Annotated in this window: 19 protein-coding genes, 2 tRNA genes and 1 other RNA gene; 9 read left to right on the top strand and 13 right to left on the bottom strand. The window is 75.2% G+C overall.

What is annotated here, in order from left to right; all coding sequences use genetic code 11:
- Nucleotide 1: 1 nt before the first annotated feature.
- From ACWIZO_RS08995 to ACWIZO_RS08965, 7 genes are all read right to left on the bottom strand, one after another.
- Nucleotides 2-1,105, bottom strand: a complete 1,104-nt coding sequence (locus ACWIZO_RS08995; protein WP_448642137.1) for an ABC transporter permease — start codon at nt 1,103-1,105, stop codon at nt 2-4.
- Nucleotides 1,106-1,215: 110 nt separating this feature from the next.
- The gene (locus ACWIZO_RS08990) at nt 1,216-2,862 is read right to left on the bottom strand and encodes an ABC transporter substrate-binding protein (RefSeq protein WP_448642136.1); all 1,647 of its coding nucleotides are present in this window, start codon (nt 2,860-2,862) and stop codon (nt 1,216-1,218) included.
- Between the two features lie 170 nt (nt 2,863-3,032).
- Nucleotides 3,033-3,632 carry a recombination mediator RecR gene (recR, locus tag ACWIZO_RS08985; protein ID WP_448642135.1) on the bottom strand — a complete coding sequence of 200 codons (600 nt, stop codon included), beginning with the start codon at nt 3,630-3,632 and terminating at the stop codon, nt 3,033-3,035.
- Between the two features lie 54 nt (nt 3,633-3,686).
- Entirely contained in the window at nt 3,687-4,082 is a 396-nt protein-coding gene (locus tag ACWIZO_RS08980; RefSeq protein ID WP_448642134.1) for a YbaB/EbfC family nucleoid-associated protein, read from the bottom strand.
- Nucleotides 4,083-4,173: 91 nt separating this feature from the next.
- A complete protein-coding gene (locus tag ACWIZO_RS08975) occupies nt 4,174-6,519 on the bottom strand; it encodes a DNA polymerase III subunit gamma and tau (RefSeq protein ID WP_448642133.1) in 2,346 nt (781 codons plus the stop codon).
- Nucleotides 6,520-6,594: 75 nt separating this feature from the next.
- Nucleotides 6,595-6,690, bottom strand: an RNA gene (ffs, locus tag ACWIZO_RS08970) — signal recognition particle sRNA small type.
- Between the two features lie 115 nt (nt 6,691-6,805).
- A tRNA-Ser gene (locus tag ACWIZO_RS08965) sits at nt 6,806-6,890 on the bottom strand.
- A gap of 251 nt (nt 6,891-7,141) precedes the next feature.
- On the opposite strand from ACWIZO_RS08965, the gene ACWIZO_RS08960 reads away from it, so the two are divergent.
- Nucleotides 7,142-7,489, top strand: coding sequence for a hypothetical protein (locus ACWIZO_RS08960; RefSeq protein ID WP_446758396.1), 348 nt, complete (start codon nt 7,142-7,144; stop codon nt 7,487-7,489).
- A gap of 71 nt (nt 7,490-7,560) precedes the next feature.
- Nucleotides 7,561-9,378, top strand: coding sequence for a protein kinase domain-containing protein (locus ACWIZO_RS08955; protein ID WP_448642132.1), 1,818 nt, complete (start codon nt 7,561-7,563; stop codon nt 9,376-9,378).
- Between the two features lie 69 nt (nt 9,379-9,447).
- Here ACWIZO_RS08955 and ACWIZO_RS08950 read toward each other — a convergent pair.
- The 5 genes from ACWIZO_RS08950 to ACWIZO_RS08930 all read right to left on the bottom strand — a co-directional run bounded on the left by ACWIZO_RS08950 (nt 9,448) and on the right by ACWIZO_RS08930 (nt 11,974).
- A tRNA-Ser gene (locus ACWIZO_RS08950) sits at nt 9,448-9,535 on the bottom strand.
- Between the two features lie 10 nt (nt 9,536-9,545).
- Nucleotides 9,546-10,022: a nucleoside deaminase gene (locus ACWIZO_RS08945; protein ID WP_448642131.1), complete on the bottom strand. Its 477-nt coding sequence runs from the start codon at nt 10,020-10,022 to the stop codon at nt 9,546-9,548.
- Between the two features lie 103 nt (nt 10,023-10,125).
- Nucleotides 10,126-10,770, bottom strand: a complete 645-nt coding sequence (locus ACWIZO_RS08940) for an HAD-IA family hydrolase (RefSeq protein ID WP_448642130.1) — start codon at nt 10,768-10,770, stop codon at nt 10,126-10,128.
- Nucleotides 10,767-11,270 (bottom strand): tRNA adenosine deaminase-associated protein, encoded by a 504-nt coding sequence (locus ACWIZO_RS08935; RefSeq protein WP_448642129.1) that lies wholly within the window; start codon nt 11,268-11,270, stop codon nt 10,767-10,769. The genes ACWIZO_RS08940 and ACWIZO_RS08935 overlap by 4 nt, the downstream gene beginning before the upstream one ends.
- Nucleotides 11,267-11,974: an O-methyltransferase gene (locus ACWIZO_RS08930; protein WP_448642128.1), complete on the bottom strand. Its 708-nt coding sequence runs from the start codon at nt 11,972-11,974 to the stop codon at nt 11,267-11,269. Before ACWIZO_RS08930 ends, ACWIZO_RS08935 begins: the two co-directional genes overlap by 4 nt.
- On the opposite strand from ACWIZO_RS08930, the gene ACWIZO_RS08925 reads away from it, so the two are divergent.
- Genes ACWIZO_RS08925 through ACWIZO_RS08915 form a run of 3 tightly spaced genes read left to right on the top strand, consistent with a single transcriptional unit; the run spans nt 11,973 to nt 13,618 of the window.
- Nucleotides 11,973-12,428: a PaaI family thioesterase gene (locus tag ACWIZO_RS08925; RefSeq protein WP_448642127.1), complete on the top strand. Its 456-nt coding sequence runs from the start codon at nt 11,973-11,975 to the stop codon at nt 12,426-12,428. The genes ACWIZO_RS08930 and ACWIZO_RS08925 overlap by 2 nt on opposite strands.
- Nucleotides 12,425-13,348, top strand: a complete 924-nt coding sequence (locus ACWIZO_RS08920; protein WP_448642126.1) for a prephenate dehydrogenase/arogenate dehydrogenase family protein — start codon at nt 12,425-12,427, stop codon at nt 13,346-13,348. Before ACWIZO_RS08925 ends, ACWIZO_RS08920 begins: the two co-directional genes overlap by 4 nt.
- A gap of 36 nt (nt 13,349-13,384) precedes the next feature.
- Complete coding sequence (locus tag ACWIZO_RS08915; protein WP_448642125.1) at nt 13,385-13,618, top strand: DUF2630 family protein; 234 nt, start codon at nt 13,385-13,387, stop codon at nt 13,616-13,618.
- A 76-nt stretch (nt 13,619-13,694) separates the two neighbouring features.
- Here ACWIZO_RS08915 and ACWIZO_RS08910 read toward each other — a convergent pair whose 3' ends face one another.
- The gene (locus tag ACWIZO_RS08910) at nt 13,695-14,945 is read right to left on the bottom strand and encodes a PucR family transcriptional regulator (RefSeq protein WP_448642124.1); all 1,251 of its coding nucleotides are present in this window, start codon (nt 14,943-14,945) and stop codon (nt 13,695-13,697) included.
- Between the two features lie 247 nt (nt 14,946-15,192).
- On the opposite strand from ACWIZO_RS08910, the gene ACWIZO_RS08905 reads away from it, so the two are divergent.
- Genes ACWIZO_RS08905 through ACWIZO_RS08890 form a run of 4 tightly spaced genes read left to right on the top strand, consistent with a single transcriptional unit; the run spans nt 15,193 to nt 18,885 of the window.
- The gene (locus ACWIZO_RS08905) at nt 15,193-15,993 is read left to right on the top strand and encodes an ABC transporter ATP-binding protein (RefSeq protein ID WP_448642123.1); all 801 of its coding nucleotides are present in this window, start codon (nt 15,193-15,195) and stop codon (nt 15,991-15,993) included.
- Complete coding sequence (locus tag ACWIZO_RS08900; RefSeq protein ID WP_448642122.1) at nt 15,986-16,792, top strand: ABC transporter ATP-binding protein; 807 nt, start codon at nt 15,986-15,988, stop codon at nt 16,790-16,792. The genes ACWIZO_RS08905 and ACWIZO_RS08900 overlap by 8 nt, the downstream gene beginning before the upstream one ends.
- 42 nt (nt 16,793-16,834) lie before the next feature.
- The gene (locus ACWIZO_RS08895) at nt 16,835-17,716 is read left to right on the top strand and encodes a branched-chain amino acid ABC transporter permease (RefSeq protein ID WP_446758384.1); all 882 of its coding nucleotides are present in this window, start codon (nt 16,835-16,837) and stop codon (nt 17,714-17,716) included.
- Between the two features lie 5 nt (nt 17,717-17,721).
- On the top strand, nt 17,722-18,885 hold the full coding sequence (locus tag ACWIZO_RS08890; protein ID WP_448642121.1) for a branched-chain amino acid ABC transporter permease: 1,164 nt from the start codon (nt 17,722-17,724) through the stop codon (nt 18,883-18,885).
- The last annotated feature ends 31 nt before the right edge of the window (nt 18,886-18,916 follow it).

Raw genomic sequence — 18,916 nt, 5'->3', positions numbered from 1 at the left:
ATCAGTACCTCACCCGGGGGTCGATGAGCGCGGCGATGACGTCGACGACGAAGTTGGTCACCGCGACGATGACGGCGAGCAGCGCGACGATGCCCTGCACCGCCACGAAGTCGCGGGCCTGCAGGTACTCGGCGAGCTGGAAGCCGAGCCCCTTCCACTCGAAGGTGGTCTCGGTGAGCACCGCGCCACCCATGAGCAGGGCCACCTGCAGGCCGATGACGGTGATGATCGGGATGAGCGCCGGGCGGTAGGCGTGCTTGCGCAGCAGCCGCCGCTCCCCGACGCCGCGGGAGCGGGCCGCCTCGACGTAGCCGGAGCCGAACGTGCCGATGACGTTGGTGCGCACCAGCCGGAGGAACACCCCGGCGGTGAGCAGCCCGAGCGCGATGGCCGGCAGGACGGCGTGCTCCAGCACGTCGAGGACCACCTCGCCGTCCCCGGTGCGGATCGAGTCGATGAGGTAGCTGCCCGTGGGGTCGTCGAGGAACTGCAGCTGGATCTCCGCGCCGGTCGAGGCGCGGCCGGCCACCGGGAGCCAGCCCAGGCCGCTGGCGAAGACGAGTTTGAGCACCAGGCCCGCGAAGAAGACCGGTGTCGCGTAGCAGAGGATCGCGAAGACCCGCAGCACGGCGTCGGGCCACCGGTCGCGGGAGTAGGCGGCCAGCCGGCCCAGCGGGATGCCGACGACGAAGGCCACCAGCAGCGCGTAGAACGCGAGCTCCAGGGTCGCCACACCGAAGGTGGTCAGCACCTCGGTCACCGGCCGGCGGTCGCTCAGCGTCGTCCCGAAGTCGCCGGTGGAGACGTCGCCGAGGTAGTCGAGGTACTGCACGAGGAGGGGCCGGTCGTAGCCGGCCTCCCGCACGCGCTCGGCCAGCTCCGCTCCGGTCAGCCGGCCGCCCAGCGCCGCGGTGATCGGGTCACCGGTCGAGCGCATCAGGAAGAAGACCGTCGTCACGAGGATGAAGACGGTCGGGAAGATCAGCAGGAAGCGGATCACGAGGTAGCTGCCCAGCCCACCCCCGCCGCCCCGGCGACGGCGTCCGGTCGACGCCCCCTCCTGGGCGGGCTCGCCCGCCGCCAGCTCGGTGGCTGCTGTGGTCATCGCGTCGACTCCGTCTGTGCGGGCCCCCCGCACACGGGAGGCCCCGGGGAACCCCGCGGCGCGGCGGGGTTCCCCGGGGCCGGTGTGGCTGGTCTACCAGGCCGGTCCGGTCAGCCCTGGCTGAGGGCGCCGTAGCGGAACTTGAAGGAGGGGTCGAGTGTGTCACTCGCCCCCTCGACACCGGTCCGGACGACGGCGACCTGGGCACCCTGCAGGTAGGGCACCGTGGACAGGTCCTGGGCCTCGAGCTGCTGGATCTGCTCGATGAGGGCCTGGCGCGCGGCGGGGTCGGCCGTGGTGGCCTGCTGCAGGATCAGGTCGTTGACCTGCTGGTTGGTGTAGTGGTTGGCCAGGAAGTTCTCCGTGAGGAAGAACGGCGTGAGGTAGGTGTCGGCGTCGGAGTAGTCCGGGAACCAGCCGAGCTGGTAGGCCGGGTAGACGTCGGCCGTCCGGTCCTCGGAGTACTGCACCCACTCGGTGCTCTGCAGGTCGACCTGGAACAGGCCGGTCGCCTCCAGCTGGTCCTTGATGAGGGCGTACTCGTCACCGGAGGACGGACCGTAGTGGTCCGGGTTGTACTGCAGGCTCAGCTGCACCGGGGTCTGCACACCGGCCGCCTGCAGGGTCTGGGCCGCCTTGTCGGCGTCCGGACCACCCTGGCCGTCGCCGTAGAGGTCGCGCAGCGGGGTGATCGCCCCCGTCAGGCCCTCGGGCACGAAGGAGTACAGCGGCGTGTACGTGCCCTTGTAGACCTGGTCGGCGAGCTCCTCGCGGTCGAGCAGGTGGGCCACCGCCTGCCGCACGGCCAGCGCCTTCGCCGGGTCGGCCTCGGGCGTCGTCGCCCCGAAGGGCTGGGTGTTGAAGTTGAAGACGATGTAGCGGATCTCGCCGCCGGGACCGTCCACGACCTCCACCCCGTCGCTGCCGCGCAGGTCGTCGATGTCGGTCGCCGTCAGGCTGCGGAAGGCGACGTCGATGTTGCCCTCCTGGATGTCGAGCTTGAGGTTGGACGCGTCGGCGTAGTACTTGGCGTTGATCGCCGCGGTCTTCGGCGCACCCAGCAGGCCCTGGTAGTCCGGGTTGGCCTCGTAGGACACCAGGTTGTTCTGGTCGTAGTTCGTGATCGTGTACGGGCCGGCGAACGCGTTGGCGTCGACGATGTCCTGGTCCGGCGTCAGCGCCGCGGGGTCGAACACCTCCTCGTCGATGATCGGCCCGACGTTGCTCGACAGGATCTTCGGGAAGATCTGGTCGTCGGGGTTCGTCAGGCGGAAGACGACGGTGGAGTCGTCCGGCGCGTCCACACCCGCGAGGTTGTACAGCAGCGAGGCCGGGCCGTTCGGGTCGTTGATCGCCACCATGCGGTCGAAGCTGAACTTCACGTCCGACGAGGTCAGCTCGTGCCCGTTGGCGAAGGTGAGCCCCGGCTTGAGCGTGACCGTGTACTCGGTCGGCGAGGTGAACTCGGCCGACTCGGCGATGTCGGGCTGCACGTCCGGGCTGCCCAGCGGCGTGTTCAGCAGGAACGGGTAGACCTGGTTCATCACCGTGAAGGAACCGTTGTCGTAGGAACCCGCGGGATCCAGGGTGACGATCCGGTCGGTGGTGCCGATCGTCAGCGTGTCGCCGCCACCACCACCGCCTCCGCCGGAGCCGCCGTCGTCGCCTCCACCGCAGGCGGACAGCGCCAGTGCTGTCACCGCGATGCCGGCCGTGGCCGCGCGCACGCGCCGGCCGCTGGTTCCTACGGGAGTCATCCGCCACCTCGTTCTCGGGGCGCGGCCGCGCTGCGCCGGAGCGCCGTCCCGCGGCCGCCGTTGGCCTGTCGTACTCATGGGTAGCACATGTCTCTCAGCGCTCAGAGACCTCGGCAGCGGGCGTTACGGGACCGTGACGACGCCCCGCCGGACGCCGTGGGCGCCGCGGTTCAGGCGTCGATGCGGCGGCGGCCCTCGAAGGCCCGGCCCAGGGTGATCTCGTCGGCGTACTCGAGGTCGCCGCCCACGGGCAGGCCGCTGGCCAGCCGGGACACCGTCAGCCCCAGCGGGCCGACCAGCCGCGCCAGGTAGGCCGCGGTCGCCTCGCCCTCGAGGTTGGGGTCGGTGGCGATGATCAGCTCGGTCACCGAGCCGTCCATCAGCCGGGTCATGAGCTCCTTGACCCGCAGGTCGTCGGGGCCGACGCCCTCGATGGGGCTGATCGCGCCACCGAGCACGTGGTAGCGGCCGCGGAACTCCCGCGTGCGCTCGATCGCGACGACGTCCTTGGGCTCCTCGACGACGCAGATGACGTCGTCGGCGCGGCGCGGGTCCCGGCAGATCCGGCACTGCTCGCCCTCGGCGACGTTGTAGCAGGTCACGCAGAAGCGCACCTCGGCCTGGACGCGCTGCAGGGCGGCCACGAGGCGGCCGACGTCGGCGGACTCGGCGGCCAGCAGGTGGAAGGCGATGCGCTGCGCGCTCTTGGGCCCGACGCCGGGCAGGCGGCCGAGCTCGTCGATGAGGTCCTGGACGGCACCCTCGTACACGGTGCTCCTCGGGGAGGGGGTGGAGCACCCCGGCGCGCGCCGGGGTGCGGGAGATCAGGAGCCGGGCCGACCGGGCAGGCCGGGGAGGCCGCCCCCGCCGCCGGGCAGGTCGGGGAGACCACCGCCGGGGAAGCCGCCGCCGAGGCCGCCGGCCAGCGGGCCCATCCGGTCGGCGGTCAGCTCGCTCGCCAGGCGGGAGGCGTCCCGGACCGCGGCGACCACGAGGTCCTGCAGCGTCTCCAGGTCGTCGGGGTCGACGGCGGCCGGCGCGATCGTGACCGACTGCAGCTCGCCGTCGCCGGTCATCGTGGCGGTGACCAGGCCACCGCCCGCCGAGCCGGTGACCTCCTCGCTCGCCAGCTGCTCCTGCGCGGCCGCCAGCGCCTGCTGCATCTGCTGGGCCTGCTGGAGGATCGCCTGCAGGTCGGGCTGGCCACCACCGGGGAACATGACCCGAGCGTAGGCGCAGCCACCGACGCACCGCTCGACCTCGTGCGGCGGCTCGCCGCGGGTCCGCGAGCGACGAGGGGGACGGGGTCGGTCACTCGACCGGCCGGGCCCCCAGCTGCGCGCGCAGCAGCGCCAGCGCCGCCTGCTCCGGGTCGAGGGCCGGCACGTGCTCCCGGACGCCGTCGTCGGAGACCTCCGCGGCCCGCTCGGCCATGAGCTCGCGGGCCTCGGCGGCCTCGGCGGCGCGGGCGGCCTCCCGGGCCACCTCGGGCGTCACCGTGCCGCCGCCGCCCGGGGCGGTCGCGCCCTCGACGACCGCCTCGACCTTCCAGCGCACCCCCAGCAGCTCGTTGAGCGCCTCGCGCAGCACGTCCTTGTTGAGGTCGTCACCGATCCGGCGGGCCAGTGCCGGAGAGGCGGTCGACAGCGTCAGCACACCGGCGCGCAGGTCGTGCACCTGGGCGTTCTTGAGCAACGCCTCGGTCGTGCGCTTGTGCCGCTTGACGACGGCGAGCAGCTCCGGCCACACGCGACGGACGTCGCTGGTGGTCAGCGCGCCGTCCCCGGCCCCGCCGATCCCCCCCGGGTCGGCGGAGACGACCGGCGTCGGCTCGCCACCGCGCGGTGCCGGCGCGGACTCCGCGGCCGCCCGCGGGGGCGAGGCGGGCGGGCGGGGCTCGGCCACCCGCGCGGCCGCGGCCCGGGCGGCGGCGGGCTCGGCCGCGTGCGGCCAGTCCTCGTCGTCGGTGGGCTCGGGCGGCAGCGGGACGTCCGGTTCGCCGGTCGTTCCGCGCGCGCCCGTCCGGGGTTCGGCGGGAGCAGGGGCGTCGGCCGGCCGGCCGGCACCCGAGCCCGGCGCGGTGGTCTCGGGCCAGTCGTCGGACGCGGCGGGCGCCGGGGCCGGCGCCGGGCGCGACGCGCCCGAGCCGGGCGGGGTGGTCTCGGGCCAGTCGTCGGCCGCCGCGGCCGGTGCACCGGCCGGCGCGGGAGCGGCCTCCGCGGCCGGCTGCGGAGCGGCCGGCTCGGGAGAGGTCGAAGGAGCGGACGGCGCCGGCGCAGGTGCGGCGGGGGCCTCGGCCGGTGCGGCGGCGGCAGCCGCCGCACCCCGCTGGGACGGGCGGACGTACTCCCGCCGCGGCGCACCGGAGCGCTCGGCGGGCGCCGGCTCGTCGCGGGCCGGCTCGTCGCGGGCCGGAGCCGGCCGCGCCGGTTCCCGCACGGGCGGGGGGACGTCGACGGCGGCACCGCCACCGGCACCGGCACCGGCACCGCCCGCGATCGACAGCCGGCGCTCCAGGCGCTCGAGCCGCTGCAGCGTGCCGACGCTGGAGTCGTCGGTGCCGGGCAGCAGCATGCGGGCGCAGACCAGCTCGAGCAGCAGCCGCGGCGCCGTCGTCCCGCGCATGTCGGTGAGCCCGTCGTGCACGGTGTCGGCCAGGCGCGACAGCGTCGCCGAGCCCAGCGCCCGGGCCTGCTGGCTCATCAGGTCGAGCCGGTCGGGCGGGCAGTCGATGAGGCCGTTGCCGCCGGCGTCGGGCACCGCGTCGAGGACGATGAGGTCGCGCAGCCGGTCGAGCAGGTCGGTGGCGAAGCGCCGCGGGTCGTGCCCGGCCTCGACGACGCGGTCGACGGCGCGGAAGACGCCCGGCGCGTCGGAGGCGGCCAGCGCGTCGATGGCCTCGTCGAGCAGCGCATCGTCGGTGACGCCGAGCAGGCCGACCGCGCTGGTGTAGGTGACGCCCTCGGGCCCCGCGCCGGCCAGCAACTGGTCGAGGATCGACAGCGAGTCGCGCACCGAGCCGCCGCCGGCCCGCACGACGAGCGGGAACACCGTCGGCTCGACCTGCACGCCCTCCGCGGCGCAGGTCTTCTCCAGCAGGCCGCGCAGCGTCGTCGGCGGGACCAGCCGGAACGGGTAGTGGTGGGTGCGGGAGCGGATCGTCGGCAGCACCTTGTCCGGCTCCGTCGTCGCGAAGACGAAGACCAGGAACTCCGGGGGCTCCTCGACCACCTTGAGCAGGGCGTTGAAGCCCTGCGTGGTCACCATGTGCGCCTCGTCGACGATGTAGACCTTGTAGCGGCTGTTCACCGGGGCGAAGAACGCCCGCTCGCGCAGGTCGCGGGCGTCGTCGACACCGCCGTGGCTGGCCGCGTCGATCTCGATGACGTCGAGCGAGCCGGGGCCGTCGGGCGCCAGCGCCACGCACGAGCCGCAGACCCCGCAGGGTGTCGACGTCGGCCCCTGCTCGCAGTTGAGCGAGCGGGCCAGGATCCGCGCCGACGACGTCTTGCCGCAGCCGCGCGGGCCGCTGAAGAGGTAGGCGTGGTTGATCCGGCCGCCGTCGACGGCGTTGACCAGCGGGGTGGTCACGTGCTCCTGCCCGACGACCTCGGCGAAGGTCGCCGGGCGGTACTTCCGGTAGAGCGCCAGAGCCACGCCGCGAGGTTACGTGCCCGAGGTGACGTCCCGGGACCGGCGCGACGGCGACGTCCCGAGCGCAGCGGGCTGGAACGAAGGGACCCCCCGCGCACCCGCCAGAGCCCGCTTATCCTTGCTGCCTTCCGGCCCTGGGGAGGTTCACGGGGTGACGCCACACGAGGGGTCTGGTCACCACTGTAGAGGACGCCGGCCCGCGGGCCGCCTGCCGGGGTCCGCGGGCGCGCCGGGCCGGACGGCCCCGGGCGGAACGCCGCCGGAGCCGGCCGCCGCGGCCCCGTCGCTGCGGAGGATGGGAGATTCGAACTCCCGAGGGGTTGCCCCCAACCCGCTTTCCAAGCGAGCGCCATAGGCCACTAGGCGAATCCTCCAGGTGCCCGTCGATGGTAGCGGGCGGCGCGGCCGGGGTCAGTCGGCGCCCCGGTGGCCGACCGGGACTCCGCGCCGCTCCGGGTGGTCCGGCGCGGCAGCACGGGGCAGGCTGGTCCCCCACGGGAGCGGAACGACCCCGCGAGGACCCCGCGAGGACACCGTGGAACGACGCGGGGACACCGCGAGGACAGCGCGAGGCCCGGCGGGCGCCGGGCCGGAGCGCCCACCCGAGCGACGAGGAGGCAGGCTGATGAGCGAGCCGGTGCAGGTCCGACCCGAGGTCGTGGAGGCCATCGTGGCCGTCCTGCGCGGCGCCGACCCCGCGGGCCTGCCGCCGTCGGCGACGCGCGAGGAGAAGGAGGCGGCCAAGGACCGCTACCTCTCGGAGTTCGTCGCCGAGCGCAGCAAGCGCGACCGCCAGACGCAGGCCTGGGAGCTGCTCCTCACCCGCAGCTACGACGAGCCCCCGACCTGGGAGCGGCTGTTCGACGACCTCTCCCCGGAGGCGGTCGAGGAGCTCGGCGAGCTCTACGACGTCCTGCCCGAGGGCGCCCAGGAGGAGTACGCCCGCCGCTTCGGCGTCCCCAGCAGCGTGTGACCCGGAGTGCCCGACTCGTCGCTTGTGACCTGCAGGTTCAGCAGAGCGGCGCCCGGGGGTAAGGGGCCCCGGTGACCACCACCGCGCCCGGCCGCCTCGTGGCGGAGCGCTACCGGCTGCTGACGCAGATCGGTGGCGGCGGGCAGGGCTCGGTCTGGCTGGGCCGGGACGAGCTGCTCGGCCGCCAGGTCGCGGTCAAGCAGATCCTCCTTCCGGCCGGGAGCGCCCCGGGCCTCGGCGACGAGCAGCGCCAGCGGGCCCTGCGCGAGGGCCGCATCGCCGCCCGGCTGAGCCACCCGCACGCCATCACCGTCTACGACGTCGTCCTCGAGGGCGGCGTCCCGTACCTGGTCATGGAGTACCTGCCCTCGCGCAGCCTGGCCGCGGTGCTGCAGCAGGAGGGCACGCTGCGGGTCGACCAGGTGGCCCAGGTCGGCGCCCAGCTGGCCGACGCGCTGGCCGCCGTCCACGCGGCCGGGATCGTGCACCGCGACGTCAAGCCGGGCAACGTGCTCATCGGCGAGGGTCCGCGGGTCCAGGGCCTGGTCAAGATCACCGACTTCGGCATCTCGCACGCGGCCGGCGACGTCACGCTGACCCAGACCGGCCAGATCACCGGGACGCCGGCCTTCCTGGCGCCCGAGGTGGCCCAGGGCGTCGAGATGTCCGCGGCCAGCGACGTCTTCTCGCTGGGCGCCACCCTCTACACCTGTCTGGACGGCGAGCCGCCGTTCGGGATGGACTTCAACGCCCTGCGGCTGCTGCACAAGGTGGCCGGCGGGGAGGTCCGCCCGCCGCGGCGCGCCGGCTCCCTGGAGCGGCCGCTCATGCGGATGCTCGCCACCGACCCGGCCGCACGGCCGCAGATGACCGAGGTGCGCGACGAACTGGCCAAGCTCGCCGCCGGCCGCGACGGCGACACCACCACGGTGCTCCTGGCCCGCACCGACCTGCGGCCGGCCCCCGGCCGCTCCCGCACCGAGGAGCTCGCCGCGGACCCCGCGACGCCCGCCACCCCGCTCCCGCCGGTCGGCCCGGCCACCCGCATCGGCCCGGACGCGCCCGCCGCGCAGGCCGCCTCCGCGGCCCCGCCGCCCGACGGCGCGACGCCCACCGGCACCCGGACCGACCTGCCCGGCACTCCCCCGCCGGCCGGGCCCTCGGCCGCGGAGCCGGTCGCCGGGCCCACCCCTGAGCCGACCTCCGAGCCGACCTCCGAGCCGACCCCGCAGCCGGCGGCCCGGTCCGGGCCGCTCGTCGGGCCGCGACGTCGGCGGCGTCCGCTGCTGGTCGCCCTCCTGGCCCTCGTGGTGCTCGCCGTCGCGGGCACGCTCACCTGGACGGGGCTGCAGGGGGACGACGCCTCCTCCTCGGCGGCCGGCGCCGCGTCGTCCGCGCCGCAGACGGGGGCGGACGACGCCTCCCCCTCGGCGGAGGCCACCGACACCCCGGCGGACGCCACGACCGACGCCGCCGCGGACACCACGGCACCGGAGCCGTCACCGGCACCCACGCCGGAGCCCACGTCGGAGAGCCCGTCCCCGTCACCGGAGACGACCGCCCCGCCGGCCGACCCGGCCACCGCCGCGCAGCAGACGCTCGAGCAGTACTACGCGCTGCTCCCCGGCGACACCGCCGGCGCCTACGCGCTGACCGGGCCGACCCTGCGGTCGCGGGCCAGCTTCAGCTACTACCAGGGCTTCTTCGGCCGCTGGTCGGAGGTCAACCTGCTCGACGTCCGGAACGTGCGCGACCAGGGCGACCGGATCACCGCCACCACCGACGTGGAGTTCCTCGACCCGGGTCAGCGCCAGGTCGAGACCCACGCGGTCACCCTCGTCCGGGATGACGACGGCCGGCTGCTCATCGACCTCGACGTCATCGCCTGACACCGCCGGAGACGACGACGGCGGCGCCCCCTCGGGGACGCCGCCGTCGTGGTCTCGCGCTGGCCTGGCTGGCGGTGGCGGTGGGATTTGAACCCACGGAGGCTTGCACCTCACACGCTTTCGAGGCGTGCTCCTTCGGCCGCTCGGACACGCCACCGCCGGAGAGACTACAGGCCCCGTTCCCGGTGGAAGAAGGCGCGTAGGAGCGCGCCGCTCTCCTCCGCCCGCACCCCGCCGGTGACCTGCGGCCGGTGGTTGAGCCGGCGGTCGCGGACGACGTCCCACAGCGACCCGGCGGCTCCGGCCTTGGGGTCGTCGGCGCCGTAGACGACCCGCGCCACCCGGGCCAGCACGCTCGCCCCGGCGCACATCGTGCAGGGCTCGAGGGTCACCACGAGCGTCGTCCCGGTCAGCCGCCAGCCGTCGCCGTGCACCCGCGCGGCGGCCCGCAGCGCGAGCACCTCGGCGTGCGCCGTGGGGTCTCCCGACTTCTCCCGCTCGTTGGCCGCCTCGGCCAGCACCGCGCCGTCGGGCCCGAGCACGACCGCGCCGACGGGGGTGTCCCCCCACTCCTGCGCGGCCCGTGCGAGCTCGAGGGCGCGCACCATCGCCGCGTCGACGGCGTCCGCTCCCGGACCGGTCACGGCACGCCGTCCCGCCGGTGTGCTCCCCGGACCGTCGTGCTCTGCCCACGGTGGTGGGCAGAGCACGACGGTGCGGGGAACCGGTCCTGCCGGGTCCGGGAGGTCACGTCAGCGGGAGGCCGACCAGCGCCGAGAGCTCGGCCAGCGCCTCGGCCGGGTCGGCGACCTTGATCGTGTGCATGCCCAGCGCGCGGGCCGGCTTGAGGTTGATGCCGAGGTCGTCGAGGTAGGCGCAGTCGGAGAAGGCCAGCTCCCGGCCCACCGCCTCGGACAGCCGCGCCAGCGTCCGCCGGTAGATCTCCGGCTCGGGCTTGCGCACGCCCTCCACCGACGACTCCACCACCGCGTCGAAGAGGTGCAGCAGCTCGGCCAGCTGCCCGGTGCGCTCCATCGGTGCCACGTTGTTCGACACCATCCCCAGTGGCAGCCCGGCCGCGCGCAGCCGGCGGACGGCCTCGACCATCGCCGGCCGCAGCTCACCCGCCAGCGCGGCCAGCACACGGCGGGCGTCGACCTGGTGGCCGGCGGCGAGCGCCTCGGCCTCGAAGGTGTCGACGAAGCCCTCGGCGTCGAGCTCGTTGCGCTCGTACCGCGCCCAGGCGTTGGTGTCGGGGTTCGTGCTGTTGAGCCGCCGGATGAGGCCCTCGGGCAGCCCGGCCTCGGCCTCGTAGGCGGCGAAGGCGAGCATCGGGCTCTCCGTGATCACCCCGCCGAGGTCGAACACGACGGCCGACACGGTGGCGCTCACGCCCGCACCGCCGCGGCCAGCTCGTCGGCGAAGCCCAGCCGCGCGGCGATCCGCGTGACCATCTCGTCGGCCCACAGGTCGTCGGCGGTCACGATCGGCCGCAGCTCGTCGGCCCTCAGCCCGTCGTCGGCGAACACGTCGAGATCCCCTCCCGGCCAGCCGGTCTCGTCGTCGTCGAAGGCGCCGTCCTCGTCGACGGCGATGCCGTAGCGCTCCACCACCTCGGCGCCGAGCACCCACTCCTGCATGGTCGCGTCGGAGATCAGCGCCCGGACCATCCCGCCCGGGCCGTGCCGCAGGACGACGAAATACAGCCGCGAGTCGACGACGACGACGAACGGCGGCGGCCAGCCCTCGGCGCCCGGCTCGCCCAGCGCCCGCTCCAGGGCGGGCAGCTCGTCGCCGGCGTCGGCGGCCAGCAGCTCCACCCGCCAGCGGGAGTCCGGCCGGCTCACCCGCACCGCCCAGCTGGCCGGCGCGCCCGCTCCGGAGGCCGTCACCGGACGCGCAGCACGGTCAGGCCGTCGGCCAGCGGCAGCAGCGCCGTCTCGAACCGCGGGTCGGTGGCGAGCGCGGCGTTGAGCGCGACCAGCGCGCGGTCGTCGTCGGACTGCGGGTCGAGCACCCGGCCGCCGCGCAGCGTGTTGTCCAGCAGCACCAGCCCGTTCGGGCGCATCCGCGGGTGCAGCTCCTCGACGTAGGCGGGGTAGCCGGTCTTGTCGGCGTCGACGAAGGCGAGGTCGAACACCGGCTCGGCGGGCAGCGCGCGCAGCAGCTCCAGCGCCTCGCCCAGCCGCAGCTCGACCCGGTCGGCGACGCCGGCCCGCTTCCAGTGCCGGCGGGCGACGGCGGTCCACTCCTCGCTGCGGTCCAGGCACAGCAGCGAGCCGTCCTCGGGCAGGCCGCGGGCGATGCACAGCGCCGAGAAACCGGTGAAGGTGCCGATCTCGACCGCCCGCCGGACGCCGAGCGCGCGGGTGAGCAGCTGCATGAGCACGCCCTGCTCGGCGGCGATCTGGAAGGTGGCCGGCGCCTCGCCGCGCTCGGCGAGTGCGGCGGTCTCCTCGACGAGGGCGCGGGCCACCTCGTCGAGCGGCTCGGAGCTGGCCCGCACGTAGTCCCCGAGCTCCGGGGTCAGGAGGAACGACCGCGGCGTCACGTCGGGAGCCAGCGGTGCGGGGAGGACGGCATAGCCTCCGATCATGGCCGATCCCGCCCCGGACGACTCCGCCCAGGTCGACGCGGCCGACGTCGACCCCGCCCTCCTCGCCCGGCTCGCGGCCGACCCGCTGGCGGCGCACCTGGGCATCGAGCTGGAGCAGGTGCGGCCCGGGTACGCGCGGGCGTCCATGACCGTGGGCCCGCAGCTGCTCAACGCGGTCGGCACCGCGCACGGCGGCGCGACCATGGCGCTGCTCGACGTGGTGCACGCCGCGGTGAGCAACAGCCACGGCACGGTCGCGGTGGCCCAGGACGTGCACACCGAGTTCCTGCACCCCGGCCGGCCCGGGGAGCGGCTGGTCGCCGAGGGCACCGAGCTGCACCGCAGCAGCCGCACCGCCGTCTACCGGATCGACGCCCGCGGCGACGACGGCCGGCTGGTGGGCACCGCGCTGGCCCGGGTGTTCCGCACCGACCGGCCCTGGACGACCGCGTGAGCCTGCCGGTGCCCACGCTGGCCGCCCCGCCGGTCGGCGTCGTCGGCCTGGGGCAGCTGGGCGGGTCGCTGGCCGCCGCGCTCGTGGCACGGGGGCGGGAGGTGCGCGGGTGGGACGTCGACCCGGCGGCGCGGGCGGCCGCGGCGGCGCGCGGCGTGACGGTCACCCGGGAGCTGGCCGGGGTCGTCGTCCTCGCCGTCCCGCTGCCCGCGATGGCCGGCGCGCTCGAGGACCTCGACGTCGACCCCGCCGCCACCGTCACCGACCTCGGCTCGGTGAAGACTCCCGTGCTCGACGCGCTCGGCGCGGCGCTGGGCGGCCGCCTGGTCGGTGGCCACCCGATGTGCGGGACGGAACGGTCCGGCCACGAGGCCACCGACCCGGGGCTGTTCCGCGGCGCGCGCTGGGCGCTGTGCCTGGAGCCGGGCACGGAGCTGCCGCGCTGGCTGCGTGCGGCCGAGGTGGCCCTGGACGCCGGCGCCGAGGTGGTCCCGGTGACCGCGGCCGAGCACGACGACGCCGTCGCCGCGGTCAGCCACGTGCCGCACCTGCTCGCCGCCGCCCTCGCCGCGGCCGCCGGGGAGGCCGGCCCGCTGGCCCTGGCACTGGCCGCGGGCAGCTTCCGCGACGGCACCCGGGTGATCGCCAGCGACCCGGCGTTCGTGACCGCGGTGGTCGAGGGCAACGCGGGGCCGACGGCGGCCGCCCTCGACCGGGTGCGGGCGCAGCTGGACCGGCCGTGGCCGGACCTCGTCGCGGCCGGGCACGCCGTGCGCACCGGGCCGTACGGGCGGTCCGACGGACGCCGTCCGGTGCGCGTCCCGGTCGACCGGACCGCACTGCTCGCCCTGGGCCGGGCCGGCGGTGCGGTGACCCGGCGGCTGGCCGCCTTCCTCGAGGGCTGGGTGCCCGAGGGCTGACCGTTTCGCCCCGGCTGCGGGGGGCAGGGAGCGGTCATGGACGACAGCGAGATCCGCAGCCGCATCGAGGACCTGGTCGAGGAGGAGCGCCGACTGCGGGAGGGCACGGAGCACACCGACGAGCAGCGCGCCCGGCTCCGGCAGATCGAGGAGGACCGCGACCAGCTCTGGGACCTGCTGCGCCAGCGGGACGCCAAGCGGCAGTACGACGAGGACCCCGACAGCGCCGAGGTCCGCCCGAAGTCCGAGGTCGAGGGCTACCTGCAGTAGCCGAAGGACCCCCTCGCCCCCCACCACTCGCTCCGCTCGCGGCGGGCCCCTGCGAGGGGGCCGTTCCATCCCGTCGCTAGGCGGAGTCGCGGACGGGGCGGCGGGAGCCGGCGTCGTGGTGGCCGGTGCCCAGCAGGGCCAGCTGCCACAGCAGCCGGACCCGGGGGTCGCTCAGCTTCCGGCCGGTGACCGACTCGATCCGCCGCAACCGGTGCATGACCGTGTTGCGGTGGCAGTAGAGGAGGTCGGCGGCGCGGGTCGGTGAGCCGTCGGCGTCGAGGAAGGCCGACAGCGTCTCCAGCAGCACCTCCCGCTCGTCCCCGGGCAGCTCGAGCAGCCGGCCCAGCGTGCGGTCGACCAGCCGCGAGCCGATCTCCGGGGAGTTGCTCAGCAGCGCCTCGGGCAGGCGGTCGTCGATGGTCACCACCCGGGCGGCGCCCGGCGGCAGCGTGCGCGCGGCGGTCTCGGCCAGCCGGTAGGCGCCGGCCACGTCGGCCGCCCCCTCGACCACCGGCGAGACGCCGACCGGACCGGCCGCCAAGAGGCCGAGCCAGCCCAGGAGCTCCGGCGGCCGGCGGGTGCCCAGGGCCACGACGCCGACCTGCGCCTGCGCGCGGGTCCCCCACACCGAGCGGACGCCGCGCTTGTACAGCACCGCGCCGGGCTCGGCCAGCGGCGCCGGCTCCTCCTCCCCCGCCGGGGCCACGACGACGACCAGCCGCCCCCCGAGCGGCAACGCCAACTGCTCGCCCGCCGTCCGGACGAAGGCGGGGTCCCCACCGCGGCCGTCGAGCAGGCCGTCGAGCAGCCGCTGGCGCTCGGCCGCGCCGAGCCCGGAGCGGCGGCGCTCCTCGGCGCGGTAGCCCTCGGCGGCGGCGCTGCACCCGCGGTCGTTGGTGCGCCAGAGCGACCCGGCCACCTCCAGCAGCAGGGCGTCGTCGTGCCGGTCCTCACGGCGGGAGAGCGCGATCAGCGCCTCCCAGGTGATCTGCCCGCCGAGCCGGTAGGCGCGCAGCACCGCCTCCAGGGGGATCCCCTGCGCCGCCCGCAGGGACCCGACGGCACGGGCGCCCTCCGCGTGGCTCTGGTGGTAGGCGGCCGGGACGTCGGAGGCCAGCCCGCGGACGCCGACCTCGAGGTTGCGGCGCAGCGTCGTCCGCATGCAGGGGTCGCCACCGGTGAGCGCCTCCCGGTACGCCGGCTCGGTCTCGACGAGGATCTCGACCATCCGGTCGGTCATCTCGTCGAGCCGGTCGAGCAGCACGGGCACCAGCTCGGCGAGCCGCGTCCCGACGTCCGGCCCGCTGCTCGACGAGGCAGTCTGCACGCGTCCACCTCCGGTGTTCATCGCACAGAGCACAACACGGGTTCGTCATCACTGTGCGGTCAGCCCATTGTGACGGCCCCCACCGGTCGGCAGGATCATCGGGACGGAGCCGTGACCGAATTGCCGCCGACGGGCGCGAGGTCCGGCGACTCCCCGACGAAGAGGAGACGTGGGCCCCTTGGCGCCGCCCGGAACCACAGGCAGCAGCACCCCGCCCCAGGACCGGTCGCCCACGTCCCGGCTGGAGATGACCGGGATCAGCGTCGCCTTCGGTGGCGTCAAGGCCCTCACGGACGTGTCGCTGACCGTCGAGCCGGGCCAGGTGCACGGCCTGATCGGGCCCAACGGCGCCGGCAAGACGACGATGTTCAACGTGGCCTGCGGGCTGGTCCGCCCCACCGAGGGCCGGATCGCCTGGCGCGGCGCGGAGCTGCGGCGGCTGCGGCCGGCCCAGCTGGCCGGGCTGGGCATCGCCCGCACGCTGCAGGGCGTGGGCCTGTTCCCCGGCCTGAGCGTGCTGGAGAACGTGATGGTCGGGGCGCACAAGCACGCCCGCGCCGGCTTCCTGTCCGCCCTGTTCGCGATCCCCACCGCCGACCGGGACGAGGCGCGGCTGCGCGAGCGCGCGATGGCCGCGCTCACCGAGCTCGACGCCGAGGACTACGCCGGCCGCTACCCGGGCAGCCTCCCCTACCCCGTGCAGAAGCGGGTCGCGCTGGCCCGCGCCCTGGTGTCCGAGCCCGAGCTGCTGCTGCTCGACGAGCCGGCCAGTGGGCTGAGCGAGGACGAGATGCACGAGCTGGGGACGCTCATCGGCCACCTGTCCGGCCGGATGAGCGTGCTGCTCGTCGAGCACCACATGGACCTGGTCATGCGCGTCTGCGACCAGATCACCGTGCTCGACTCCGGCCGCCAGATCGCCGCCGGCACCCCCGAGCAGGTGCAGAACGACCCGGCGGTCACCGAGGCCTACCTCGGCGACGCCGTCGACGCCGAGGCCGACGCCGCCGAGCTGGCGGCCACCGACGGGGGGACGCAGCGTGGCTGACACCGGCGCACACGGCAGCAGCGCGTCGGGCGCCTCGGCCGCCGGCCTGTCGGCGGGCGGCCCGGCTGCGGCCGGCGGCACCGCGACGGCCGACGCCGTCCTCTCGGTCGAGGGCCTCTCCGCCGCCTACGGCCCGGTGCGGGCCCTGGACGGCGTGACCCTGCAGGCGGAGCAGGGCCGCATCACCGCCGTCCTCGGGGCCAACGGCGCCGGGAAGACGACGCTGCTGCGCACGATCAGCGGCCTGGTCCGGCCCACCGCCGGGCGGGTCGTGCTGGGCGGCGAGGACGTCACCCGGGCGCCGGTGGAGGCCATGGTCACCAAGGGCATGTCCCACGTGCCCGAGGGCCGCGGCGTCATCGCCGAGCTGACCGTCGACGAGAACCTGCGGGTGGGCTCGCTGTTCCGCGGCAAGGTCGGCCAGGAGGAGTTCGACCGCGTCTACTCGTTCTTCCCGCGCATCGCCGAGCGCCGGAACGCGACGGCGCACACGCTCTCCGGCGGCGAGCGGCAGATGCTCGTCATCGGGCGCGCGCTGCTGGCCCGGCCGAAGGTGCTGTTGCTCGACGAGCCGTCGCTGGGCCTGGCCCCGCGGATCGTCGCCCAGATCTTCGGGATGGTCCGCCACCTGGTCGACACCGAGGGCCTGTCGGTGCTGCTGGTCGAGCAGAACGCCCGCAGCGCGCTGTCGGTGGCCGACACCGGCGTCGTCCTCAACCTCGGCCGCGTCGTGGTCACCGACGACGCCGCCCGGCTGGCCGGCGACGAGGACCTCCGGCACGCCTACCTCGGCTTCTAGCCTCCCCCTGCTCCTCCGCACCACCAGGAAGGCAGCTCCTCCGTGACGCAGTTCGTCAACCTCACCCTCGGCGGGGTCATCACCGGGGCGGTGTACGCGGCCTTCGCGCTCGCTCTCGTGCTGATCTGGCGGTCCACCCGGATCGTCAACTTCGCGCAGGGCGCCATGGCCGCCATCACCACGTTCATCGCGCTGTCCCTCATCGAGAACGGCCAGTCCTACTGGGTCGGCCTGCTCGTGGCGCTGCTCGCCGGCCTGGTCATCGGCGCCGTCGTCGAGCGGCTGGTCATCCGGCCGGTCGAGGGCGGCCCGGAGCTGAACGCGGTCATCGTCACGCTGGGCCTGTTCATCGCCATCCAGGCGCTCATCTCGGTGCTGTTCGGCGTCAACCAGCGGGCCTTCGTCGCACCCTTCTCGACCATCGGCTTCTCGGTCGGGGACACCAACCTCGCGCTGAGCCCCAACACGCTGTTCACCCTCGGTGCGGTGCTGGTGGTCATGGTCGGGCTCACCGCGCTGTTCCGGTTCACCCGCGTCGGCCTGGCCATGCGCGCCTCGGCCTTCGGCCAGGAGGTCGCCCGGCTGCTCGGCGTCCGGGTCGGCCGGATGCTGACCCTGGGCTGGGCGCTGGCCGCCGTCGTCGGCTCGCTGGCCGGCATGCTCATCGCCGCGGAGGTCACCTTCGTGACCCCGACCTACATGGACGCGCTGATCGTCTTCGGCTTCGTCGCCGCGGTGCTCGGCGGCCTGGACTCCCCCATCGGCGCCGTCGTCGGCGGCCTGCTGCTCGGCCTGGCGCTCAGCTACGTCCGCGGCTACGTCGGCGACGAGCTGGTCGGCCTGGCCGCCCTGGTGATCCTCGTGGTCGTCCTGCTGGTGCGGCCCGGCGGCCTGTTCTCGACGACCCAGACCCGGAGGGCATGAGCGGCATGAGCGACCTGCACACCCCCGCGTCTTCGGCCGACGCCGGGGCCGCCTCCTCCGACGCGCCCTCGACCGCCACGGCCGCGGCGAACGCCAGCTCGGTGCAGGCCACCGGCGGCCGCTCGCTACTGCCGCGCAACACCCTGCTGCGCCACCTGCTCGTGCTGGTGGTCTGCGCCGTCGGCGCGGTGCTGCTGCTGGAGTCCACCGACCTCGGCTTCAACGCCCAGGTCGGGTACGTGGCCTTCTACGCGATCGCCGCCGGCGGCCTCACCGTGCTCACCGGGCTCAACGGGCAGATCTCCCTCGGCCACGGCGCGCTCATGGCGGTCGGCGGCTACACGACGGCGCTGATGCTCGACGCCGAGGAGCCGCTGCCGCTGGTGGTCATCTTCCTGGCCGCGGTCGCGCTGACCTCGCTGGTCGGCGCGGTCGTCGGGGTGGCGGCCGCCCGGCTGCACGGCCCCTACCTGGCCGGCGCCACCCTGGCCCTGGCCGTCGGCCTGCCCGGCCTGGCGCTGTACTTCAAGGAGAGCCTCGGCGGCGAGCAGGGCCTCACGGTGTCCAGCCCCGACCGGCCGGAGTGGTTCACCGAGACCATCCGCACCCTGTCCGGCGGCTCGCCGTCCGGCGTCAAGTGGATCGCCTACATCAGCGTCGCCTGCCTGCTGGTCACGTACTTCCTGCTGGCCAACCTCATGCGCAGCCGCGTCGGGCGCACCTGGCGGGCGGTGCGCGACCAGGAGGTCGCCGCCGAGCTCGCCGGCATCAACCTGGGCGCGTGGCGCGTGACCGCCTTCGTCGTCAGCGCCGCGGCGGCGGGCCTGGCCGGTGCCGTGCTGGCCCTCGTCGTCCGCCTCACCGCGCCGACGGCGTTCACCATCGTGCTGTCGCTGTCCCTGCTGACCGCCATCGTCATCGGCGGCCTGGGCAGCCTGCTGGGGGCGCTGCTGGGCTCGGTGCTGCTGGTCTTCCTGCCGCGGCTGCTCCGCGACGCCGGTGAGTCGCTGGACATGGACGCCGCCCAGGCCGCCGAGATCTCCTACGTCGTCTACGGCGTGATCCTCGTGGTGGTCATGCTGTTCGCCCCCGCGGGCCTGGTCGGCTCGGTCCGGCTGGCCTGGCTGCGGGCGCGCGCCCGGCGGACCGGCGCCCACGCCCGGGGCTGAGGGAGCGCCGGCCGCGCCGGTCCCCGCTCCC

This window comes from Geodermatophilus sp. URMC 63 (assembly GCF_053502565.1).
Note: the sequence above shows the minus strand (reverse complement) of the source record. Positions and strands in the feature narration are given on the sequence as shown.